Genomic DNA, 22,587 nt, shown 5'->3' with positions numbered 1-22,587 from the left:
AAGATAAAGGTTTAGATTATGAAAATTACCAACAAAAATAAATTTGATAAAAACCGCCGAAGCCTATTAAAAACCATTGCTTCGGCCGGAATCTCACCTGGGTTACTTAAGGCGTCTCCTTTGGTTGCTGGCATGATGATTGCGCGTAATGCGGATGCCTTAAGTGATGTGGAGAGTAATAAAGTCGTGTGTATTTATGTACCCGGTGGTGCACTTCATCAGTATTGGGCGCCACGGGATAACTTTTCGCTACCTAAAATGTCAGCCGGCTTAGAGCCTGTTAAAAATGATTGCTTATGGCTACGCAATATGGGGCACTCGGGTGCTGGCCATGGCCGTATGCCGACGATTTTTAATAATGGCTGGAGTGGTGATAGTTTTGAGGTAAATATGGGCCGGATTTTGGGCGCTAATAACCCTTATAAATATATCAATTTAGGTGTTCAAAGTAATGGCCAAGGCGAAATAACACGGGATGCAGGCCAGCAGGTTAACTTTGAAGATAACCCGTTTGTAGTATTTAACCGATTATTTGGTAATGGCACAGCGCCTACAACCGGTGGTATTGGTAGTAAGCAGTCAGTGATTGATGCACACAAAGAGGCTTTAGATGCTTTAAAGTCTAAGCTCGGCACTTATGAAATTGAGCGCTTAGATCGCCATGTTACTGCCATCGAAGAAACTGAAAGCCGTTTGCAAAATGCAGGCGGTGGAGGGGATGGCAGTGGTGCTTGTAATGCGGGTGCTACCCCAAGTCCATTTACTTTAAATGATACAACCTTTACACAGCAAGCTCATTTGCAATCGGACATTATCGCGTTGGCTTTAAAATGTAATCTTACGAGCGCTGCATCGATTGGTTGGGGTAATCATCAGGGTGAATTTAGTGTGCCAGAGTTAAATTATAAAGGCATCTATCATCAATCCATTCATGGTGGTCAAGGCGGGCCGACTTATAGTCATTACCAAGAGATGCGTGGGCATCTCAGTGCGTTATCGGGCTACTTGATTAATCAATTAAAAACCGAAGGGGTTCTCGATAATACAATAGTCATCGAGCTATCGGATATGGGCAACGGCGATGGGCATTCAGGTAATAATTGCCCCTCTATGATTGCCGGTGGTGGTAATTCGATTAATACCGGCAATGTGCGAGCCGGTGGGCCCTCGTATAATAATTTACACGTATTGCATACCGCAGCGGTCGCTTTGGGTGCTGATCAATCAAGTCAGTATCAAGGCTATGCCAATGATGTCATTCCGGGTGTTATTAGCTAACATAGCATTGATAGCGACCTGCGAAGCAGGGGCTTTTAAAACCGGTACTCTTTGAGTACCGGTTTTTTTATGAGTTGGTTGTAATATCAGCATTTAAGTGTGGGCGGGGTGTGATTAGTATAAGCGGGTTAAAATACGGTTATTTATTCAAAAACCCTACAACACCTGTAAAAACGATTTCGGCGGCCATCGCGGCCAAGATTAAGCCACTCACTTTAGATAAAATATTTAAACCGGTTTTGCCAAGCGCACGCTCTAACATGCCCGATAGCAGAAGCATAGCGCCGACTACGATCAGTGCCGATAACATGCCTAGCATTCCGACAAAGGTTTCAGTAAAGGTGGGTAGCTCGGCACCTAATACCAAAATGGTACCAATGGTGGCAGGCCCAACAATAACGGGCATGGCTAATGGCACAACAGCAATATCATCGCGCTCCTCATCGGGTAGCCCTTTGGCATGATTGCGTGTGCCACTATTGACCAAGCTAACCGCGGTCAAAAATAATAGCGAGCCCGCTCCAATACGGAATGAATCAAGAGTAATCCCAATAGCCTCAAATAAAATAGGCCCAGCAAAAAACAATACAACACTGATAGTGGCAGAGGCAGAAATCGCTCTTAATGCGGTGTGTCTTTTTACGGCAATCGTCTCGCCACGGGTTAACGCCAAAAACATCGTTACCACAAAGAAAGGTGCAAACAAAAACACAAATTTTATCGCGATTGTAAAGTACAACTCAGGCATGGCAATAGTCCATAGTGAACAAAAGGGCGGCGATTATATAGATATTTTGGCACAAGTGGAGGGCTTATACTCACTTATATTATAGCTTTATGCTGTCGGTACTTTAGAGGGAGCTGGACTGCTATACCACTTATGTTGTCGTTATTGTCCTATCGTGATCATCGGCCTCATGAGCAAATTATTCTTCTTGATCGTACAGCCTCACCTACACTGATATCTAACGCTGTAATATCTTCATTATCGTAATTTTTAGGCTTTGTGTGGCGCTATACGGATGTATAGTGATAAAGGTTTGTCAGTGAAGTCTCATATTTATAACATGCTTCGTTTAAGTGCCGCTTTATTGACGGTACTACTGCTGATTTTGGTGAAATACCTGCCTGAGCGCGAAGAGTCTATTTTAAAAAATCCTGATTTTGATAGCGATCTTTATAGCGAAACGGCATCACAAGGCAAAGCCTCTATTGAATGGTTGGATTTGCACAGCGGTAAATGGCGTTGCCAGCATCAACCTTATAAGCATATTAGTTGTGGTCAGGCTGTGACCTTAAAAGCAGAAGTTGGTTTAGGTATTGATTTATCAGGCTTTAAAGGGCTGCGCTTAAAGATGTGGTACGAAGGTAGTGGCAATCGCTTTCGTGTTTTTATACGCAATTTTGAAGAGGGTATTTCGGTTGAGGGAGATTATAGCTCGACTAAATTCATGTCTTTATTAATTAAAACGCGTGAATTAAATGACGGTACGCTAGATATTGAATTTAATGAATTCTCTACGGCTGAATGGTGGGCCGCTCAGTGGGATGTGAGCCGAGAAGCTGCTAGGGTTTCTTTTGACATGATGCAATCGATGGGTATTGATTTTATTGATCCCGGTGACCATGTGATGCAAATTGTCGATATCGTTATTGTTGGTGATTGGATTAAACCTGATGTTTTATATTTTGCCGTTTTAATTATTTGGTTAGTGATTATTGTGACTGAAGGCATGGTACGAATTTATAATTTATATCGACGATCTGTGCGCAGTGAGGAAACCATTTTTGCCTTAGTGAATAATAATGTTAAGCTAACGCAAGCTCAGTTATCATTAAAAGAGCGTGTTGGGCGCGATCCATTAACAGGTGCACTTAACAGGGACGGATTACAGCAATATCTCGATCGACTCCGTGCCGAGCACGGTAGTATTCCACTAGGCATTTTACTCTTAGATATTGATCACTTTAAATCAATTAATGATAATTATGGTCATGCTACAGGTGATGAAGTGCTTAAGCAGTTAGTGATTTTAATCATCAATAATAGCCGTGCTAATGATTGCTTTGCGCGCTGGGGTGGTGAAGAGTTTGTATTGGTATGCCCTGATGTGCTGAATGATCAGATTTTTATTATTGCTGATAAATTGCGACGCCTTGTAGAGCATTTTGATTTTTGTGATCGTGATCAATTCAATATTACAGTGAGTATTGGTGCGGCCATAGGGCCGAGTCATAATATCGATGCGTTAATCAAAGAGGCTGACCGTCGACTCTATATCGCAAAAGAAAATGGTCGCAATCAAGTGAATTTTGTTGATCCTCAAACTTAATGTGTACCTTCAATGTGTCGACCATTCATTTTAAAATTAATCGCTTATCGTAAGATCAATAGCGGCTTTTTAAAGCCAAGGCTATAATAACAGCCCCTTACAAGATTTAGAGTCTATTGTGATAAACCGTCGCCAAGCTAAAAAGTCCAAAGTAGCAACCGCTAACCCTGTTAAAATGGGGGCAGCGAATGTCAAAATTATTGCCGGTCAGTGGCGTGGGCGTGTATTACGCTTTCCTGAAGTCGACGGTTTGCGCCCAACGGGTAACCGTATTCGCGAGACGCTGTTTAACTGGTTGGCCCCTTCTTTACCGGGCAGTCGTTGCCTTGACGCCTTTAGTGGAAGCGGTGCATTAGGGTTTGAAGCGCTCTCACGCGGGGCAGCTAGCTTGACAATGCTAGAGCCCGATCGTATAGCAAACCAGCATTTGCATAATAATATGAAGCTACTTGGGGCGAGTGATTGCAAAATATGGGCTGTGCGCGCCGAGCAATGGTTAGCGATACCTGCTACCGAGTCGTTTGATATTGTCTTTATTGACCCGCCTTTTACACTCGATTTATGGCCTGGTGTATTAACTCAATTAGAGCAAAACGGATGGCTTGCCACCAACGCATACATTTATATTGAAACCCCTAAGCATTATGCATTGCACACACCAGCGCATTGGCAATTACAGCGTAGTAAGCAAGCAGGGCAAGTGACATTTTCGCTTTATCAACGTGGTAGTGATTAATTAAACACTCATGACTTTGGCTCGCAGCAAAACCAAAAGCACCTAGTCCTATAAAAAGTTGTTACACTCGCCTCATTTAATTCAACCAGATAATGGCTAGATGAATAGCCAATTTCATTTTTACGGAGTTCCTCATGGCACTTGGCCGTCCTTCAACTGTTGTATATCCCGGTACTTTCGACCCTGTAACCAATGGTCATATTGATCTTGTTGGGCGTGCGTGTAAATTATTTGATCGCGTTGTGATTGCTGTTGCTGCGAGCCCACGTAAAAAGCCACTATTTAGCTTAGAAGAGCGTGTTGCACTGTGCGAACAGGTATTGGCTAAATTCCCCAATATTGAAGTGTGTGGTTTTGATGGTTTATTGGCGCAAGTGGTAAAAGAAAACTCAGCGTGTGGTGTTGTGCGCGGTATACGTGCTGTGTCAGATTTTGAGTATGAATTTCAATTGGCAAATATGAATCGTGCTTTAGAGCCTGAAATGGAAAGTTTATTTTTGACTCCTTCAGAGCATTTATCCTTTATATCATCGTCATTGGTTAAGGAGATTGCATCACTCGATGGCGATGTTTATAAGTTTGTCGCACCTGAAGTCGAGCAAGCACTCAAGATAAAATTTAAATGATTATTTGTTAAGCTAATAATAGTCAAGCTGTAAAATATTACCCAAAAGGTGCTGATAAGTTATTTTCGAGCCATGTCAGCACGGTGAGCGCCAGTATAGTGATTAGTCCCAGCGTAAGAATAGACTCTGCACCTGTATAGTGGCATGCACGATGACACTTTGCAAAAATAGAAAGTCGATGAGTGCAAAATCGTTGATGACTTAAGGGGCCAGTCAATAATTTATTAGCGCTCGATGTTGGCGTTTTTGAAGCGTTAAACATTTAATTAAATACCTTCAATAATGATGTGCTTGGGCGCCTTTGCTGAGGCTGCCTTATTAACTGTCGTGTAGATTATTTGTATTTATTATCGACATATTCTGTTCCACCGATCAACAGTTTTCTATCGTAGCGCTTTTATTTGTTGGTCTAGTAATTATGGTTGATCAGTAAATTCAATGCGTACCTACCTTTATAATTGCTACTTTTAAGATAAATGTGTTAAATGCTGAGTTGTTCGTGTGACAGCCATTTCATTGTGTCAATTATCTATGGTCATTCAATGTTTGGCTGGATGGTGAAAAGGAAGGTTGTTGCCGACGATGACTTTACGCATAATGCTAGCTAGGTAATAGATGCACAACACACAAATAGTAGACTGTACCAAACGATAACAGAGTCCAATAAGCCTTATGATAAAAATATATGCAAAAATCGCGACCGAGCTGAATGTCAACTTGCAACAAGTACAAGCCGCCGTAGGCTTATTAGATGAAGGAGCGACAGTGCCGTTTATCTCGCGCTATCGTAAAGAGGTGACTGGAGGCTTAGATGATACACAGTTGCGCAGCCTAGAAGAGCGTTTAACTTACCTGCGTGAACTCGAAGACCGTCGCACAGCGATTATCAAGTCAATTACTGAGCAAGATAAGCTCACCCCTGCACTTGAAAGCGATATTGTTAATGCCGAGACTAAAACACACTTAGAGGATTTATATTTACCTTATAAGCCTAAACGCCGTACTAAAGCGCAAATTGCTCGCGAAGCTGGTCTAGAGCCATTGGCCGAGCAAATACTCACTAACCCCTCACTGACACCAGAGACCATTGCTGAACAATTTTTAAACACTGAGCATAAAATAGAAAGTACCAAAGAGGCTTTAGATGGCGCCAAGCAAATTTTAATGGAGCGCTTTAGTGAAGATGCAAAACTGTTAGAGCAAACACGTAGCTTTATGCGTAGTGATGCGTATTTAGCGGCGAACGTGGTGGCAGGCAAAGAAGCCGAAGGTGAGAAGTTTCGTGATTACTTTGAGCATAAAGAAGCCTTTAAAACGATGCCCAGTCACCGTGCGTTAGCACTATTTAGAGCGCGTAACGAAGGTATTATTAATTTAGGTTTTACTCTGGAGACAGACCTTGAGCCCGGTCAAATGCATCCGTGTGAGGTGATGATTGCTAAGCGTAATAATATTGAAAATCAAGAGCGTCCTGCCGATAAATGGTTAGCCGAGGTAGTGCGTTGGAGCTGGCGTGTTAAGATATTGACTCACCTAGAAACGGATCTTTTAGGGGATTTACGTGAGCGTGCCGAGCAAGGTGCTATTGATGTATTTGCTCGCAATTTAAAAGACTTATTGTTAGCTGCCCCTGCTGGCCAAAAAGCTACTATAGGTCTAGATCCCGGTTTACGTACAGGTGTTAAAATGGCTGTGGTGGACGCTACAGGTAAAGTGTTAGACCATGGCGCAATATTTCCTACGCCACCGCAAAAAAAGATTGCCGAAGCCGAGGCTATTTTATTAAAAATGTGCCAAAAATATAATATCAATTTAATTGCGATAGGTAATGGCACAGCAAGTCGTGAGACCGATAAATTTGTAGGTGATTTTTTAAAGCAGCACCCAGAATTTACCATTCAAAAAGTTATTGTAAATGAAGCTGGTGCATCCATATATTCTGCCAGCGAATTTGCTGCTAAAGAATTTCCTGATTTAGATGTTACGATTCGCGGCGCTATATCCATTGCACGGCGCTTACAAGATCCGCTGGCAGAGCTTGTAAAAATTGACCCAAAATCGATTGGTGTTGGCCAGTATCAGCACGATGTATCACAAACGCGTTTAGCGAAATCACTGGATGCGGTTGTTGAAGATTGTGTGAATGGTGTGGGTGTAGAGGTCAATACGGCATCAGCGCCACTGTTGGCGCGTGTTGCCGGCTTAAATACCACCATTGCTAATAATATTGTCAATTTCCGTAACGATAATGGACCGCTTAAAAATCGTAAACAATTGTTAAAAGTGGCGCGCTTAGGGCCTAAAGCTTTTGAGCAGGCAGCGGGGTTTTTACGTATTGCCGGTGGCGAAAATCCTCTAGATGCTTCGGCCGTTCACCCAGAATCGTATCAAATTGTAGAGCATATCGCCAAAAAAAATAGCCGTGATATTAAGCAACTGGTCGGTGATAGTAACTTTGTGCGTAGCTTAAAGCCCAATGACTATATCACTGAGCAATTTGGATTGCCCACCGTTACCGATATTTTAAAAGAGCTTGATAAACCCGGGCGCGATCCACGCCCTGAGTTTAAAACAGCGCAGCTAAAAGACGGTGTAGAAAAAATTAGTGACTTAGAATTGGGTATGGTGCTTGAAGGTACAGTGACCAACGTCACAAATTTTGGTGCTTTTGTTGATGTGGGAGTTCATCAAGATGGTTTAGTGCACATCTCTGCGCTTAGCCATACCTTCGTTAAGGACCCCCACAATGTAGTTAGCGCTGGCGATATAGTGAAAGTATTGGTGATGGAGGTGGATCCGCAGCGCAAACGTATTGCGTTAAGTATGCGCCTAGATGATACCCCTGGTGAGAGTACCAGTGGTGCCCGTGGTAATAGTGGGAATACTCGCAATAATGAGCGCGCGGCGAAAAGCTACAACAGTAATAACGCTAAGAGTAAGCAATCAAGTGAGGGTGGCTTTAAGCACAATGTACAGCAAGGCACCATGGCCGCTTTATTTGAGCAAGCGCTTAAAAAAAAGTAATACCATAACAGTAAAAGCGCCTTTATTGCCGTGTAATTATTCGGCCAAGCTGAAAAAATTCCTCTGGTAGGGTGCTATTTTTTGGGCATTTAAGTGCCGGGAGTGCTTATATTGCGCCCATGGATGGCTTGAGTGGCCCAGATAATAATTCATCAGCGCCCAATTTCGGTATCTCTAAATAGTTAATTGGCGTTAACAAGGCGACTTAACGTTGCCTTGTTAGTCTATTGGCATTAATGCGCTATATCGTATTAAATGCGGCTGAGTAAATCATTCTTTTTATCTTGATATTCGTCTTCGCTTAAAGCGCCTAAGTCTCGTAAATTGGCAAGCTTTTCAATAATTTGGAATATATCATCGTTAGTTTTGGATGGTTGCATTACTGAGCTTTGAGTGCCCATATTTGGGTTTGGCTGTTGTATGGATTGTTGTACTAACTGTTGTACTGGTTGCTGAATACTAGGCGATGATGGGTTTACTGGTTGAATAAAATTTTGATTGTTTGATAGCGCGTTGCCAGTATTCGATGGCGGATAATTGATCTTAGGTAAACTGGTCACACTTAGCGTACCGTACTGACTATTAAATACCAGCGAATTACTCGAGCCCTGCTGTTGGCTAACGCCGCTAATATTATGATCTAGAGTGTCATACACGCTTAATATGCCATCTACCTCCACGGCTAAGCGGTGAGGGAATACGGCATAGCGTGAATTATTTTGGCCTCCGGAGCTGAAAGGCTGACCTAACTCGCTAGGCCACCCATTAGGGTTATTGCCATCTTGATGGCTAGGAGGTGTAAAAAGGGTGTTATTTGCTAAGGCGTTAGCGAGCTCTGAGCATAGATTATCGACAGTATTTTTGAGTGAATAATTAAACATATCCCCAACCATTGTCATCCCGCCAGCCATCCACTGACCCCCGCCACCTAGCTCGGGGCAATTAAATTGCGCCATAGTACCGGCACCATTATTCACAGCAATAAGCATATGCATCACAGCATCGTGGCTTAAGTTGTAGCGACTACTTAAATTATCAACAATGTGTTGACCCGTTGGCGTAAGGTTGTGCATATTAAAATTCCTGCAATATGAGTGACAGTGAGCTAAGTAAATGAACTGGTATAGATGATTCCGGTGTTGGAATAAAGAAGCGCTATGAAAATACTGAAGAAAGATCATTATTGAGGTTAGTGTTACTGAGGATAACAGATGCTCATCACTTAGATAGCTTTTTCGGTGAGTAATGAATGATGCAATACGGGACGAAGTGACACGATGTATATTGCAGTGAATGACTCTTGATGTTGATTCAGGGTGCGCTTTTTTGGTGCCTAATTGCAGATGTTGAGCCCCGCTCTTGATGTGCGGTGAATTGTGTAGGCTGAGCGGTGATTTAGATATTGTTACCGTTGTTAACAAAGCTACCGCTCGCGATGATTTTACACATCATAAATCGCAGCTCTTCAGTGGAATGCTTTATAACATAGCGACTAAATGCTATTGTGCGGCGTCGATTTTTTGACCTATACATGGCTAAAATCCGCCTTGAGTAAACTCCCTGTACACGAGCAGGTAGCTCAAGGTTTACCCTTGTAGCTTTGCGCTGCTTGGTATATCAACAATAGAGTACTAATAATAACGAGGTAGACATGGCTATAGCTCCTTCTCACAAGCTCTCTTTTACGGAAAAAACCGGCTACGCAATGGGCGACGCTGCTGCTAACTTAGTTTGGCGCGGTGCTTTGGCTTATATTGCAATTTTTTATACTGATACTTTAGGGATTTCTGCCGCTGCGGCTGCGACTTTGCTTTTATTAGTACGTCTTTCTGATGGTATCACCGATATTATTATGGGCATGATTGCCGATCGTACGACGAGCCGCCATGGGCGTTTTCGCCCTTGGATTATTTGGTCGGCACCGGTATTAGCGCTATTTATGGTGCTAGCGTTTACAGCGCCAGATATTAGCCCCGGCATGAAGCTTGTATGGGCTTACTTTACCTATATTGGATTAACCTTAGCTTATACCATTAATAATGTACCTTACTCTGCTTTAATGGGAGTGATGACACCGAGTCATACCGAGCGCACTATTTTGTCGGGGTATCGTTTTGCCGGTGCGTTTGCCGGTGGTGTACTCGTAATGAGCTTCACCCCTGATATGGTTAACTACTTTGGCCAAGGCGATGACGTAAAAGGCTATCAGCAAACATTTTATGTATTTGCCGGATTGCTGGTTGTACTGTGCAGTATTACCTTTTTTACAACCAAAGAGCGTGTTGAGCCGCCAAAACTTGAGGGGGTACAAGCTGGCTTTGGGGAAATGTTTAAAAGTGTTGCCTTAATGTGTATCCCACTGGGCGCTATATCTTTGTTTTTTGTGCGACAAGACTTAATCAGTGGCATTATCTTTGCCATTGTTATTAGTGCAACAGGCATATTTTTAAGCAAATTTATTAAAAAGCCTGAAAGCGAAACCACCTCGTCACAGCGCGATCTTATAGACTTACTCACCAACAAACCGTGGTTAATGTTGTTAGGCTTAGGTTTGTTTACCATGTTTTATAACGGTATTCGCTTTGGTACTGTGGCCTATTACTTTACGCATTACATGGGTGATGCAAGCTTGGGCGGTAAGTTCTTTTTTGTGACAACCTTAGTGAGTATGTTTGCGGCTGTGATTGCTGGTTACCTTACTACATGGTTGGGTAAAAAAGTCTTGTTTGCTATATCGCTGATTGGTAGCAGCATATTAACGAGTGGCATTTATTTTGCGCAGCCCGAAGATGTGACTTTGGTCTTTACTTTAGGGGTGAGTGCTGAGTTTTTTGCCGCATTTATGCCTGTATTAGTATTTAGTATGCTCGGTGATGCAGCTGACTATTCTGAATGGAAAAACGGCCGCCGCGCTACAGGCCTTTTATACTCAGCGGGTACTTTTATTCAAAAAATGGGTGGCGGCTTTGCTGGTGCATTAGTGCTGCTAGTGCTTGCCAGTTATGGTTACGTAGGTACAGATCCAGATACAATTAGCCAAGCAAAAGCAGGCATGGTGAACTTAATGAGCTGGATACCGTCGATTTTCTCAATTAGCGCGATAGGATTGCTAATATTTTACCCGCTCAATACCCAGCGCATGAGCCAAATTGAAGCCGACTTAATAGCGCGACGCGCACAAAAAGAGAACGCTTAATAGCAGATTGCTGATGGATATTTTTTGGGCATATAAGCGCGGGGAGCGCTTATATAGCACCCATGGATGGTCTGAAAGGCCCAGATAATGATTCATCAGTGCCCATTTTGGTATCTCTGAATAGCGACTCAATAATAATGTTAAGTGTTGGGCTTTTAAAAAGAGCTCAACACTGTATAGCGGGCCACGCTAATGCTCACGCCACCGCACCATACCCATACGTGCAACCGAGCCCTCTCGTTCTGTACATTTGACCGGTTGATATGAAACGCTAATAATATCAATGGCAGAGCATATGCCTACAGCGGAACCTAGCTACAGTGGAACCTAGCGCTTACAGCAGAGATAGTTCTACAGATGTTACGATTGAATGTCTGCTGCCCCCTCCGGTTTTCTGCAAAGCCGTTACGAGGTATTGTGTCGCTTTGAAGTGGTAATACCGATCTTTATACCGAAATTTGTGGCTCGGTAGCCATCAAATGGAGTCAGTCTTCAAGTGTCGAGCCGGCACACGATAAAGTCGTGCAAGCAGCCGTATCGCACAAGTCACTTTTAGTTTGGTAGGCTACAGCAGTACTGGAATACCAGTGATAACATATGTTGGAGGCAGCATAAAATTAGAGAGAGTACAAAATTAGAGAGAACACAAGCGTGTGATTTAGAACCGCTGCAGTTTAATTTTTAAAACAGGCAGTCGTTAATACGCAAATGCTCTAACGCATGGCTAAATCTTACAAGGCCCTTATCATTGGGTAAGCCAAAACGCAGCCCACTTTTGTCATCCAGTAAACGCACATAAATACCTTGCAGGCACAATTGCTCGAATAGGTGAGTGGCGTATGGTGTACTGACTGACTTAAACAGGAGTGTACCTGTTATTGTGTTGTGTGACTCGTTAAAATAGCGACTTAATAGGTGTTCAAGTTGAGTGGCTTGTTGATGTAATTTTTGGTATTGCTGTGCTTGCCAGTGCTGATCTTTTAATGCAACAAGGCCAACATATTGTGCTGGACCATTCACTGGCCAAGGGCCTAAAAGAGAGTGTAACTTGTTAACCCAGTAATGGTGTGCAGCAACAAAACCTAAGCGCATACCCGCTAAACCAAAAAATTTACCCATTGATTTTAATATGATTACCGCAGGGCTATTGATTAAAGTAAGGGCGCTTTGTGAGGGGTGCACAGTATCCATAAATGCTTCATCAACGACTAATAATCCCTGTTTTTTTTCGAGCGCTGCCAGTAGTGTATGAATATGCTCCAGCGCTGTTAATTGACCGGTTGGGTTGTTGGGGTTAATGAGTACTACAACGCTATTCATAGGTAGCTTGCTAGGGTTGGGTAATTGTGTGTAGTGGGTAATATTAAATCCAGCTGCTGCCCAGCTTTTTTTATGCTCGGTATAGCCGCTTGCAGGCACAAACACAGACTGGCTATGCGGGTTATGCTGGCGCCAAAGTATGGGTAAATGTTGAATAACATGTTGACTACCATGACTCGCTAAAAAGTTTTTGGCGCAAACTTTTGTCAAGTTTTGAGTTACTAGGCCTTGAGTATAATAATGAGCAGCTGCCTGCCCAAGCGCTGCGCAAGGCTGCGGTAGCTGCTGCCAATATGTGAGCGGAATAGTTGGTATAGGGTAGGTGAACGGCGCAATACCTGTTGATAAATCGAGCCATTTTTGGACAGGTATATTAAAACGATCGGTTACTTTGTTGAGCTGGCCGCCATGCTCGACTGTTGAATATGTCATAAAATGATAAAATTAGTTTCTATATGTGCGCCAATAAGGCGATGAAAAATAATAACAAACACCATAAATAAGCTGCGTTATTGACTAAGTTGATACTGCGTATAATATCGTTAACTTGAATATTATTGCCTTGACCTAGGGTAGGACTGGTATGAGATTGGTTATGATACACAGCGCTACCACCGAGTTTAATCTGTAAAGCGGTTGCTCCTGCAGCCATGACCCAGCCGCCATTATGGCTTTTATATTGGCCACCTTGAGTGGCTGCATTATAAAGGCTACTGTTAAAATGCTTAGGCGACTGTATGGCATAGAGTAGCGTGCATATTTTTGCACTGATAAATCCTAAAGCATCATCAATGCGTGCAGCGCACCAACCAAAGTCTTTAAACTGTGGTGTTTTGTAGCCCCACATTGCATCTAAGGTATTGGCTAAACGATGTAATAAGACAGCAGGCAACCCACCAATACTATACCAAACGAGTGTTGCTATCACCGCATCATGGCCATTTTCTAGCATAGATTCGATAGTCGCGCGGGTCATTTGCCTGGGGGTTAAAGCACTTGTATCACGGCTAACTAAGTAACCTGTAAAGTGCCTCGCTGTTTTTAAGTCATCTAGATTCAGTGGTCTAAAAACCTGAAGCGCGTGCTCTTTTAGGCTTCTTAGACCCAGGGCAAAATAAACAACAGTCACCTCGATAGCAAAGTTTAGGTACCAAGGTAGCTGTTCCGCTATAAAAATCATATACCCCATTAACAGCAGAGGTAACGGCAGTACGATCAACAGCCAAGCTATTATTCCACGTACTTTTAAGCTGATTATGCGATTAGGTTTGGTGATTGCCTTATTCAGGTAACACTCTAAAACATTGGCGCAATAGCCAAAGCCAATAAGAGGATGGTATTTTTTAGGCTCGCCTAAAATTTTATCAACCATTATGGCGAGCATACACACCAAAAAAGTGCTCAATGGTGTATGAACAAGTGTCGTGTTTAGGCTCAGTGGAAGAATATAGTGCTCGATAAATATCACAGGAAATAGACTTTTATTACGGTATAAGCATTATGACAGATTCTAATCGTAGAGTTTGGTAGCATCAATAATATGAGTGGTATGTATAATTCTAGGCTATCTAGATTCCGTCTGTAAGATTCAGTGCTATGCCCTCTTTAAGTACTAATAAGGGTATATTGTAAGGCATCCACCGTCATATCATGGGTATAATAATGATTAATGCAAAGCTATCAACGGTGCTGAAAAAGAGCTATGTTAATTCTCTTGATATTGAAATGCACAATGATAGCCATCAAAAATTTAATCATGATACTTTTCAGCATGATTGCAGAGCTATAATTTTCATAAATTTGGAGGGCTATTTATTATGGAAAACCAAATAATGTATGGCTTTGATACGAGCCAAATAGCAGATCGTTTTTTAAATAGATTAAAAGCGGGGGCGGTAAAAGGCGTTAGGGTAAGACGATATAAAAATGGCACTAGTATTCTGGTGAGCTATGATATTCCTGTAGATGCAACTTTTAATAATACTTGCCAGCAACTCGATGACTTAGCGGAAGATTTTGGCGGGTATGAAATCTTATGACAAACCTATAGAGTATCGTTTTTTATTTCAGTGCTAATATCTAGACTGGTTATTATTATAGAAAATATAATCTATCTTGAGTATATTATTTTAAATAAACAAAAGGTGACAAGATGATTATTGCAGTAGGTGAAAAGCTTCATATTATGTATCGCTCGCTTTATGAAAAATCAACTAGACGCCATTTTATGGGTGAGGTTGTATTTGCTAAAGATTCATTATGTCGTATTGAAGGCTACGTTTTTATCTATGATGATAAAAAAACTGAATTTTTAAAAAAGCCAGAACTACGCACAACCATTATTGATCTAGCCGAAAGTGGTTATATTGTGAATGTGATTAGCCCTAATGTTAACTTAATAGAAGTGCACTACAAATATGCTCAAGATATAGGCCTGATTGCTACTGATGGTAAATCCTTTTCTTTAAATATTAATGAATTTGGTTCCAAAAGCTAAGAAGTGATAGCAACATAAGTGGGTTATTATTTTATTCGCATGATTTTTAATCGATAAGTGTCACAGCTGATGATTTTTTATTTTTAAATTATTCTCATTCATTCTTTGAGTAATGAGGTCTTCTTCGTCTTGAGTCAAGATCTCAGAGGCTTCTGTACTAGCTTTTGAGGTGCGTAGATGAAGGTGTGTCAGTAGCGCAAAGTGATCAGAGCCTTGTATCTTTAGCCGCTCAATTGCACAAACGTCAAACTGAGGGCTATGAAAGACATGATCGAGTGGCCAGCGCATAAACCCATAATTTGCATGAAACGTATTAAACATACCACGCCCAATACGAGGGTCTTTTAGCCCACTTAATCGTCGAAATAACTGAGTGGTTTTTGACCATGCGACATCATTTAGGTCACCTGTTACCACGGTAGGTTGCTTATTATTCTTAATACTGTTTGCAACAACAATGAGTTCGGCATCACGCTCTGAGGAGTAGGTGTTTTCTGTCGGGCTAGGCGGAGCTGGGTGTAAAAAATGAGCCTCTACTGTATCGCCTGAACGAAGCAATATTGTGCAATGAATCGATGGGATTTCTTTTTCTATGAGATAGCGAAGCTGGATGTTATGTAAAGGTAATTTAGAATAGAGGTGCATGCCATATAGATTATCTTTTGGGCATTTTACGTTGTATTTGTATTCCTCTTCAATAATAGTTAATGCCTTTTCCCAATGCTTATCTGATTCTAAAGTCACTACAATATCGGGTTGGTATTGTTTGATTTTTTCAATTAAAGATTGAAAGTTATCGTTTGGCATTAATACATTACTGCACAAAATAGTCAGTGACCGATTTATACTGGGTGCTTTGCATTGCTGAACTTCTTTTTGGTGAAAAAGTGTATAAGGTCTAATCCAATAAAGCTGATAAAGTAGACAAAGAATACTTAAAGTAAAGCTTATATGCATCAGTATTGCGTTGTATTCTCCGAATATTAATATGATCAATATAACTATGAATGATAGAGCACTTAGCTGTAATCGAGGAAAATCTAATCCGCGAACCACCCAATGGCTCAAATGGCTCATCGGCAATAAGGTAGCAATAAGCAAAATAATACTGATAGCAGTAATGACTAAGGAAAACATTTTTTCGCCTAAAGATGGGTGGATGATGAAGCGATAGCATTGATAATATGAATATTATACGCTATTTGCTATGATAATTTATGATTAGGCGCTAAATGTGATCATAAATATATGCATCAGATGGTTTATGCTTCTATAGTCATCATTCTGGGGTGATTGTAGCGCGGTGGCCACTATTAAAAGTAGCCACCCACTCAGCTTGATTTAAGCGCGGAGGTATTTATCAACCTCTTGTTCGGCTTCTTCACGTGTTTTTCCGTATTCTTGCTGGATTTTGCCAATGAGCTGGTCTTTATCACCATCGATACGCGTAATGTCATCATCGGTCAGTTTGCCCCATTGCGATTTTACTTTACCTTTCATTTCTTTCCACTGACCTTTTAATTGATCGCTATTCATTGTTATCACCTTATATATTGATATAAAAATTAAAGATAAATTATTCTTTATCCTGCATGTAGCTAAAAACACATACTCTTAAATAGAATGATTAAGCGCTGAGTTATTTAGTCATGGGAGATATTGCAAGCACCGGGCCAAGTTTATTTAGAGCATTAATTTCACGGTAGATACCGCTTAAATAGTATGGTCGAGCTGTTTGATCTCATCTCAAAGCCGAAATATTTGTAATCTTTGTAAAATTTAGTGGAAATATTACAAAGAATAATGTCATTATTTATCAAGTATGTCTCTTTGATACTCATAGATTGACAAATTAAAATCCACCAAAAAATGACATTAAACATAGCCTCTGCATACTATGCCCAATAGCTTTGGCTCAGTACTTACGTTGCATTATTTACTGTAATAATGGGTAATCTATTGAAAGTTAACGTATGGGTCCGTTATTTGCTATAAAGTATTTATATCAGGTGTTGTATCTTATTTTATAGATCATGACATCATTTTAAAAAGCAACGAGAACGCTTATGGAAAAGAAAATATTTACGTTATTAATGTTATTTTTCACGTGTATTTTTATTTGGTTGATATCACCTTTTTACAGTGCCATCTTATGGGCAGTGGCTATTGCGATTATATTTTATCCCGTCAAAATATATTTAGAAAACTATTTCTCAAGAAAAAAAACATTAGCCACGGTTATTACCTTGGTGCTTTGTTGCATTATTGTAATTATTCCAATGACTATGATTGTAACGTTGACTGTCAACGAGGCACAAATATTAGTTGAAAAAGTAAAAAGTGATGAAATTAATGCAGATAAATATATAGAGCAAATGGAATCGGCAGCGCCAGTGATTAATAACTCTCTTGAGAAGATCGGTCTTAATATTGATAAGTTAAAAGAAGAAGCTCATAGTAGTTTAAAAACACTAGGCACTTTTTTATCTAAAAGCTCGTTCTCTTTTGGAAAATCAACAATTGAGTTTTTTTTAAATGTTGGCGTTATGCTGTATTTGGCCTTCTTTTTTTTGCGTGATGGGAAAAAAATATCTAATATTATTTTCAATGCGCTTCCTTTAGGCGATGCCCGTGAAAGAAGATTATTTGATGAATTTAAAGAAGTTACACGAGCTACTGTTAAAGGTAATATTGTAGTTGCTAGTTTACAGGGTTTTGTGGGTGGCTTAGCCTTTTGGTGTTTAGATATCCCGGGGGCTGCACTATGGATGTTTGTGATGGCTGTTGCTTCTATGATCCCTGCTATTGGCGCAGCCATAGTTTGGGTACCAGTTATGTGTTACTTTTTTCTAGTGGGTGAATATATGGATGCCATAATTTTATTAGTTATTGGTTGTTTTGTGATTAGCCTACTAGATAATTTATTACGGCCGATCTTAGTTGGCCGCGATACTAAAATGCCTGACTATATTATTTTTATTTCTACAATAGGGGGGATAGCACTATTTGGCATTAACGGGTTTATTATAGGGCCAATTATTGCTGCTATGTTTTTTGTAAGCTGGTCAATTTTTATTAAAGAAGTTAAACGCGGTGATGACTTGTATAAAGGTACTGATGTGTTATAAAAATAATTTATGTGTTATAGATATAAATGATGTAATTATTCAGCCAAGCTGAAAAACATCACCTTATCAAGGTACTAATGGATTACTGTTTGGTTGCTTATAAATAACCAGTGCCAGCATAGATGCTTGGCAGTAGACATTGCATCTGTATAAGAAGGTGTAAGATGAGATTCTATAAGCGCAAACACGAAGATAACAAAATCGCAGATGGTTTGAGTGGCCTGACCAATAATTCATGAGTACCCAATTTTATCATCTTTGAGTAACTAAAAGATAAAAGATAAAAGATAAAAGATAAAAGATAAAAGATAAAAGATAAAAAACCTCAGAGTACTCTGAGGTTTTTTATTTACGATACAGTGAATAGGTTTAATTCTAGAGAAAATTATCGTTTTAAATTCTTAATATCATAGCGGCTTGACAAAAACTAATGTCATGCGATCGCTTTCGCCAATAGCTTTGTAGGGAGCTTTTTCCTCATCGGTTTTGAGATTACTCAACGAGGGTGGTAATTGCCATACCCCAATCTTATAGCGTTTGTGATCTTTAGGGTTATTATTAAAATAGCCTTCTGCATCGAGTACAAAACCGGCTTTGGCTGCTGCACTAATGATAAAATCTTTACCGACATATCCAATATTACGTGACATCCAGTCTTGGTGTGGATCGGCCTGATGTTGAACAATGCCTAATTTACCACCGGGTTTTAGAATATCAAATAAGTGTGCAAGTGTTGCATCAAGTACACCACGCGAATACATACCGTGAGCACCTCTAAAGGTAACGACCCTATCCACCGTACCACTTTTAGCTGCTGGTAACGTCAAAGTGCCTGTTTTTTCATCTAGCATCAATGAGGTTACCTTGACGGCACTATAGACTTTGTTACTAGCCATTTTTTTCTCAAAACCCTTGCGTGAGTCCGGCCGATAAGGTGCTTGAGTGTCTGTTGTATCGTAGTGTGCTGCAATCAGTTGGCCTTCCTTTTTCAAATAAGGCGCTAAGATCTCGGTATACCAGCCACCGCCTGGCCATACTTCTACCACCGTATGATGAGGTTGAATATCAAATAATTCTAATGTCTTTAATGGGTTACGGTAGGTGTCACGGGCTACATTTGCCTCACTACGATGCTTACCTTCAATAGCTTTTTGTAGAGCTTGGGTGTCTGCTTGTGCCGTTACAGGCAGCAATAGACATAATACACTTAGGAATTTCTTCATTTGATGACCTTATGATTTTGATGGGTAACTGCATTCAGTATTGAGTGCCATCGGACTGTAAAATAGATAAAAAGTTTGTATTCCACAAACCGCACTCGACTGATATCAACATATTGTACGACATAATGAAGTCATTATAAGATGCAGCACTTATTTTTAAATGTCTTATTCTTATTTATATGCTAATTGAAGGTTATTCATCTATAGATTATGCCTATGTGCGCCAAAATAATGATGTTTGTGTCTGCAGTGATTGACTTAGTATTCGTGAGGCATTGATTTAACGATAACGTTACTTATTCATTATTTTTAGTGAATTAGACTTTCTTGCAGCGGTAATAATTTTTATCTTGACCCTGTGAGCATACATAGTAATGTTTTACCTTCTAACGGCCCAACAGGGCTTAATTTTGTTGTATTAATACTCATTTCAATGAGAGCATCACGACACTACAGGGGATACGAGATGGAAGAAATTAGTGATATACAGGTACAAATGCAAAGCCAAGTTGATAAAATTATTGAGTTAGTCACTATTTATGGCGGTCGTTTTGTACTTGCTATTGTGGTACTGATCGTGGGTTTATGGATTATTGGACGTCTTAGCAACTTGGTACGTAAGTCGACGGTGAAAGGCTTACCGGATGAAACCTTAGCTAAGTTTTTATCTAATATCTTTGAAGTTATTTTGAAGGTATTACTGGTTATCAGTGTGGCCTCGATGGTTGGGATTGAAACTACCTCTTTTGTTGCAGTACTGGGTGCAGCAGGCTTAGCGGTAGGCCTAGCTTTACAGGGTAGTTTATCTAATTTTGCCGGTGGCGTGATGATCTTAATTTTTCGTCCATTTAAAGTCAGTGATTATGTGGAAACACAGGGCTTAGAAGGTGAGGTAATGGATATTGGTATTTTTGTCACCACGTTAAAAACATTCGATAAGCGCACGTTGATTATTCCTAATGGACCATTAGCCAACGGTAATATAATCAATCATACTGCCAGCCCTATTCGTGCAGTGGAAATCGCTATTGGTATCTCTTACTCTGATGACATTGCGAAAGGCAAAATCGCAATGGAAAATGCACTTAAGCAAGATCCACGTATTTTACAGGATGAAGCTAATGTAGTGGCTGTGGTCGATTTAGGTGCAAGCTCGGTAGATTTTTTAGTCCGTGGTTTTGTGAAAACAGAGGACTACTGGAGTTTCTTTTTTGATGCGCGTCCTATGCTTAAGGCTGCTGTAGAAGAGGCCGGTTTAACCATTCCTTTTCCGCAACGCGATATCCATGTTTATCAAGAGAGCGCTTAATATCGCTTAATTAGCCACTATTTATATACCAAATTGAGCACTCATGAACGATTCACTGAGGGGGCCAAGTGTGCTCGACACTTTACTCCTTAGCTATAGGCCTTCAAGGCTAGGCGTTTTTATTAGGTAGGATGTATTCCTTGATTGAAGAGTCTAATACGTTTAGAGAGCTTGTATTGTGAGTTTAAAATGACCCTTTTATTCAGCCCAGCATTGCTGGGCTTTTTTGAATAAAAATTTCACGAATATACCATGAGTAATATAATGACCGACTCAGTAACTACAGGTACTGAAGTACATACAGAGGCTGAACAGTACAAAGCGTCTAACCTACACACCGATGCAACGTTAAAATATCGTACCCAGCATAAATTGCGTTTAAGTTATATGCCCTGGCTTTATTGGCGGCTTAAGCCTAAGCAGCGTGAGTGGGCGCAAGCGTGGCAAGCGCAGTTACAAGCATATCTACAAGAAATGGAAACGGTCATTATTCATGGCGATTGTTTTATTGCACCTGAGGCTAAACTATTTGCCGAACCTGGCCGTCCGATTGTCATCAACTCTGGGAGCTTTATTGCAGCAGATGCAGTACTGCACGGTCCTATTACGATTGGCTGCAATGTGGGTATCAATCACCACGTAACCATGGACGGTGGACGTCAGGGAATTACGATTGGTAATCATTGTCGTATTGCTGCGTATTGCCATTTTTATGCGTTTAATCATGGTATGGCTGCAGATACATTAATCAGTGAGCAACCAGTGAGTTCAAAAGGTATTGTCATCGAAGATGATGTATGGCTTGGTGCTCATGTCGGTATTGTCGACGGGGTCAATATTGGTGCAGGGAGTATTATTGGTATGCAAAGCGTTGTGACTAAGGCCGTGCCGCCGGGGTCAAAAATAGCAGGTAACCCCGCTATTATGATTGGTAAAAGGCGTTTGTGAGGTGAAGGATTATACGGCGCGTAAAAATTGAGTCACTTCACCTTTATAGGATTTTGCCGCTACGCCTAAAGCATTCGGCAATAACCGAAACTCAAAGCCAAAACTGCTCATTTTTTTGCAGAAAGCACTATGAAACCCGCGACCTGGGTCGACAATTAATACCTCGCAAGTTGGGCTAGCATGGCGATTAATAAAATTGGCTAATAAAGCGACATGCTCTATTTCATATAATAAATCGGCACCAATCAAAACATCAAAATAGCCTAGTCCGTCGTGGATATCTGCCCAGCTAGTTCGTAGGAAAGGGATTTCTTCGCAATTATTTAAGGAGGCGTTGGTTTGTAAGAAATTACCCGCTTCGGGGTGGTAGTCGGTAGCTGTAATATCAGCGTGGCGCTTATTGAGGAGCAAGCTCGATAAACCCATGCCGCAGCCGATTTCTAAAATACGCTTATTGGTAATATCAAAACTGGCCATTTTATGAGCCAGTACTTGACTTGATTCCCAAACAACGCCAAATAATGACCACTGTGCTGAGGAAATACCTAAGCTTTCGGCTTCACCAAAAGGGTCGGAAAACTCTTGTTTATCACGCAGGCTACGCAGATGAATATCCACATCATTAAATTCTATAGTTTGATAGCGAAAACGAACAGGCATATATCGGACTCTAGCGGTGAGTAAAGGTGTACAGGACGTAACTCGCTGAAAGATTCGCCACGTAAGAGGCTCTACTATAAGTGTTTAATGTCACTTAGCGAGCATTAAATGATCAGTGCGCCATTGAGGGTTATAATATTACGTGATGGTATATCTTGCTTTGCGTTGAGCATCAGCGCTATGCGATGAAGTTAATACGCACGAAAGCAATAGGACTATCAGTTGCGGGGACTTTGCTTGGAGTGTTCCTACCTCTGTATAACCATCATGTTTGCTGATCAGTATCACGTTCATGGGTCTTGGGTAAGC

Annotated in this window: 19 protein-coding genes; 11 read left to right on the top strand and 8 right to left on the bottom strand. The window is 40.9% G+C overall.

Annotated elements, in window-relative coordinates:
* Window positions 1-18 precede the first annotated feature (18 nt).
* Window positions 19-1,278 (top strand): DUF1552 domain-containing protein, encoded by a 1,260-nt coding sequence (locus tag AC438_RS11980; RefSeq protein WP_172676729.1) that lies wholly within the window; start codon window positions 19-21, stop codon window positions 1,276-1,278.
* A 139-nt stretch (window positions 1,279-1,417) separates the two neighbouring features.
* Here AC438_RS11980 and AC438_RS11975 read toward each other — a convergent pair whose 3' ends face one another.
* Complete coding sequence (locus tag AC438_RS11975; RefSeq protein WP_053981499.1) at window positions 1,418-2,026, bottom strand: MarC family protein; 609 nt, start codon at window positions 2,024-2,026, stop codon at window positions 1,418-1,420.
* 298 nt (window positions 2,027-2,324) lie between these two features.
* Here AC438_RS11975 and AC438_RS11970 point away from each other — a divergent pair, with 298 nt between their 5' ends.
* The 4 genes from AC438_RS11970 (at window position 2,325) to AC438_RS11955 (ending at window position 7,997) form a co-directional block, all read left to right on the top strand.
* The gene (locus AC438_RS11970) at window positions 2,325-3,611 is read left to right on the top strand and encodes a GGDEF domain-containing protein (RefSeq protein ID WP_162230734.1); all 1,287 of its coding nucleotides are present in this window, start codon (window positions 2,325-2,327) and stop codon (window positions 3,609-3,611) included.
* 118 nt (window positions 3,612-3,729) lie between these two features.
* Window positions 3,730-4,347: a 16S rRNA (guanine(966)-N(2))-methyltransferase RsmD gene (gene rsmD, locus AC438_RS11965; protein ID WP_238376383.1), complete on the top strand. Its 618-nt coding sequence runs from the start codon at window positions 3,730-3,732 to the stop codon at window positions 4,345-4,347.
* 134 nt (window positions 4,348-4,481) lie between these two features.
* Window positions 4,482-4,973 carry a pantetheine-phosphate adenylyltransferase gene (gene coaD / locus AC438_RS11960; protein ID WP_053981497.1) on the top strand — a complete coding sequence of 164 codons (492 nt, stop codon included), beginning with the start codon at window positions 4,482-4,484 and terminating at the stop codon, window positions 4,971-4,973.
* A 672-nt stretch (window positions 4,974-5,645) separates the two neighbouring features.
* Complete coding sequence (locus tag AC438_RS11955) at window positions 5,646-7,997, top strand: Tex family protein (RefSeq protein ID WP_053981496.1); 2,352 nt, start codon at window positions 5,646-5,648, stop codon at window positions 7,995-7,997.
* A gap of 251 nt (window positions 7,998-8,248) precedes the next feature.
* Here the strand turns inward: AC438_RS11955 and AC438_RS11950 are convergent, their stop codons facing one another.
* Window positions 8,249-9,070 (bottom strand): SHOCT domain-containing protein, encoded by an 822-nt coding sequence (locus tag AC438_RS11950; RefSeq protein WP_053981495.1) that lies wholly within the window; start codon window positions 9,068-9,070, stop codon window positions 8,249-8,251.
* A 578-nt stretch (window positions 9,071-9,648) separates the two neighbouring features.
* On the opposite strand from AC438_RS11950, the gene AC438_RS11945 reads away from it, so the two are divergent.
* Window positions 9,649-11,193, top strand: coding sequence for an MFS transporter (locus tag AC438_RS11945; RefSeq protein WP_053981494.1), 1,545 nt, complete (start codon window positions 9,649-9,651; stop codon window positions 11,191-11,193).
* 681 nt (window positions 11,194-11,874) lie between these two features.
* On the opposite strand, the gene AC438_RS11940 is transcribed toward AC438_RS11945, so the two are convergent.
* Together AC438_RS11940 and cbiB are read right to left on the bottom strand one after the other, a co-directional pair.
* Window positions 11,875-12,945 carry a threonine-phosphate decarboxylase gene (locus AC438_RS11940; RefSeq protein ID WP_053981493.1) on the bottom strand — a complete coding sequence of 357 codons (1,071 nt, stop codon included), beginning with the start codon at window positions 12,943-12,945 and terminating at the stop codon, window positions 11,875-11,877.
* Window positions 12,946-12,964: 19 nt separating this feature from the next.
* Window positions 12,965-13,897, bottom strand: coding sequence for an adenosylcobinamide-phosphate synthase CbiB (gene cbiB, locus AC438_RS11935; protein WP_082354136.1), 933 nt, complete (start codon window positions 13,895-13,897; stop codon window positions 12,965-12,967).
* A gap of 433 nt (window positions 13,898-14,330) precedes the next feature.
* Here cbiB and AC438_RS11930 point away from each other — a divergent pair, with 433 nt between their 5' ends.
* Complete coding sequence (locus AC438_RS11930) at window positions 14,331-14,552, top strand: hypothetical protein (protein WP_156317070.1); 222 nt, start codon at window positions 14,331-14,333, stop codon at window positions 14,550-14,552.
* 113 nt (window positions 14,553-14,665) lie between these two features.
* Window positions 14,666-15,010: a hypothetical protein gene (locus tag AC438_RS11925; RefSeq protein ID WP_053981491.1), complete on the top strand. Its 345-nt coding sequence runs from the start codon at window positions 14,666-14,668 to the stop codon at window positions 15,008-15,010.
* A 60-nt stretch (window positions 15,011-15,070) separates the two neighbouring features.
* Here the strand turns inward: AC438_RS11925 and AC438_RS11920 are convergent, their stop codons facing one another.
* Together AC438_RS11920 and AC438_RS11915 are read right to left on the bottom strand one after the other, a co-directional pair.
* Window positions 15,071-15,817, bottom strand: coding sequence for an endonuclease/exonuclease/phosphatase family protein (locus tag AC438_RS11920; RefSeq protein ID WP_202904755.1), 747 nt, complete (start codon window positions 15,815-15,817; stop codon window positions 15,071-15,073).
* A 534-nt stretch (window positions 15,818-16,351) separates the two neighbouring features.
* On the bottom strand, window positions 16,352-16,546 hold the full coding sequence (locus AC438_RS11915; RefSeq protein WP_053981489.1) for a CsbD family protein: 195 nt from the start codon (window positions 16,544-16,546) through the stop codon (window positions 16,352-16,354).
* Between the two features lie 530 nt (window positions 16,547-17,076).
* Between AC438_RS11915 and AC438_RS11910 the strand changes: the two genes are divergently transcribed.
* A complete protein-coding gene (locus tag AC438_RS11910; RefSeq protein ID WP_053981488.1) occupies window positions 17,077-18,138 on the top strand; it encodes an AI-2E family transporter in 1,062 nt (353 codons plus the stop codon).
* Between the two features lie 407 nt (window positions 18,139-18,545).
* Here the strand turns inward: AC438_RS11910 and AC438_RS11905 are convergent, their stop codons facing one another.
* On the bottom strand, window positions 18,546-19,361 hold the full coding sequence (locus AC438_RS11905; RefSeq protein WP_053981487.1) for a class I SAM-dependent methyltransferase: 816 nt from the start codon (window positions 19,359-19,361) through the stop codon (window positions 18,546-18,548).
* A gap of 466 nt (window positions 19,362-19,827) precedes the next feature.
* On the opposite strand from AC438_RS11905, the gene AC438_RS11900 reads away from it, so the two are divergent.
* Window positions 19,828-20,670 carry a mechanosensitive ion channel family protein gene (locus AC438_RS11900; protein WP_053981486.1) on the top strand — a complete coding sequence of 281 codons (843 nt, stop codon included), beginning with the start codon at window positions 19,828-19,830 and terminating at the stop codon, window positions 20,668-20,670.
* Window positions 20,671-20,922: 252 nt separating this feature from the next.
* Window positions 20,923-21,618, top strand: a complete 696-nt coding sequence (locus tag AC438_RS11895; protein WP_238376382.1) for an acyltransferase — start codon at window positions 20,923-20,925, stop codon at window positions 21,616-21,618.
* A gap of 9 nt (window positions 21,619-21,627) precedes the next feature.
* Here the strand turns inward: AC438_RS11895 and AC438_RS11890 are convergent, their stop codons facing one another.
* Complete coding sequence (locus AC438_RS11890; RefSeq protein WP_053981485.1) at window positions 21,628-22,278, bottom strand: class I SAM-dependent methyltransferase; 651 nt, start codon at window positions 22,276-22,278, stop codon at window positions 21,628-21,630.
* Between the last annotated feature and the right edge of the window lie 309 nt (window positions 22,279-22,587).

The sequence above is a fragment of the Marinagarivorans algicola genome, from assembly GCF_001292705.1.
GTDB lineage: Bacteria > Pseudomonadota > Gammaproteobacteria > Pseudomonadales > Cellvibrionaceae > Marinagarivorans > Marinagarivorans algicola.
The sequence above is the reverse complement of the archived record's forward strand: the minus strand, read 5'-3'. Positions and strand labels throughout refer to the sequence as shown.

Bases quoted from the DNA above. Each gene is read 5' to 3' on its own strand.
- AC438_RS11975 (WP_053981499.1), bottom strand. From the start codon at position 2,026: ATGCCTGAGTTGTACTTTACAATCGCGATAAAATTTGTGTTTTTGTTT.
- AC438_RS11940 (WP_053981493.1), bottom strand. From the start codon at position 12,945: ATGACATATTCAACAGTCGAGCATGGCGGCCAGCTCAACAAAGTAACC.
- AC438_RS11890 (WP_053981485.1), bottom strand. From the start codon at position 22,278: ATGCCTGTTCGTTTTCGCTATCAAACTATAGAATTTAATGATGTGGAT.
- AC438_RS11950 (WP_053981495.1), bottom strand. From the start codon at position 9,070: ATGCACAACCTTACGCCAACGGGTCAACACATTGTTGATAATTTAAGT.
- AC438_RS11980 (WP_172676729.1), top strand. From the start codon at position 19: ATGAAAATTACCAACAAAAATAAATTTGATAAAAACCGCCGAAGCCTA.
- AC438_RS11920 (WP_202904755.1), bottom strand. From the start codon at position 15,817: ATGCCAAACGATAACTTTCAATCTTTAATTGAAAAAATCAAACAATAC.
- cbiB (WP_082354136.1), bottom strand. From the start codon at position 13,897: ATGCTCGCCATAATGGTTGATAAAATTTTAGGCGAGCCTAAAAAATAC.
- AC438_RS11910 (WP_053981488.1), top strand. From the start codon at position 17,077: ATGGAAAAGAAAATATTTACGTTATTAATGTTATTTTTCACGTGTATT.
- coaD (WP_053981497.1), top strand. From the start codon at position 4,482: ATGGCACTTGGCCGTCCTTCAACTGTTGTATATCCCGGTACTTTCGAC.
- AC438_RS11955 (WP_053981496.1), top strand. From the start codon at position 5,646: ATGATAAAAATATATGCAAAAATCGCGACCGAGCTGAATGTCAACTTG.
- AC438_RS11905 (WP_053981487.1), bottom strand. From the start codon at position 19,361: ATGAAGAAATTCCTAAGTGTATTATGTCTATTGCTGCCTGTAACGGCA.
- AC438_RS11925 (WP_053981491.1), top strand. From the start codon at position 14,666: ATGATTATTGCAGTAGGTGAAAAGCTTCATATTATGTATCGCTCGCTT.
- AC438_RS11895 (WP_238376382.1), top strand. From the start codon at position 20,923: ATGAGTAATATAATGACCGACTCAGTAACTACAGGTACTGAAGTACAT.
- AC438_RS11900 (WP_053981486.1), top strand. From the start codon at position 19,828: ATGGAAGAAATTAGTGATATACAGGTACAAATGCAAAGCCAAGTTGAT.
- AC438_RS11945 (WP_053981494.1), top strand. From the start codon at position 9,649: ATGGCTATAGCTCCTTCTCACAAGCTCTCTTTTACGGAAAAAACCGGC.
- AC438_RS11930 (WP_156317070.1), top strand. From the start codon at position 14,331: ATGGAAAACCAAATAATGTATGGCTTTGATACGAGCCAAATAGCAGAT.
- AC438_RS11915 (WP_053981489.1), bottom strand. From the start codon at position 16,546: ATGAATAGCGATCAATTAAAAGGTCAGTGGAAAGAAATGAAAGGTAAA.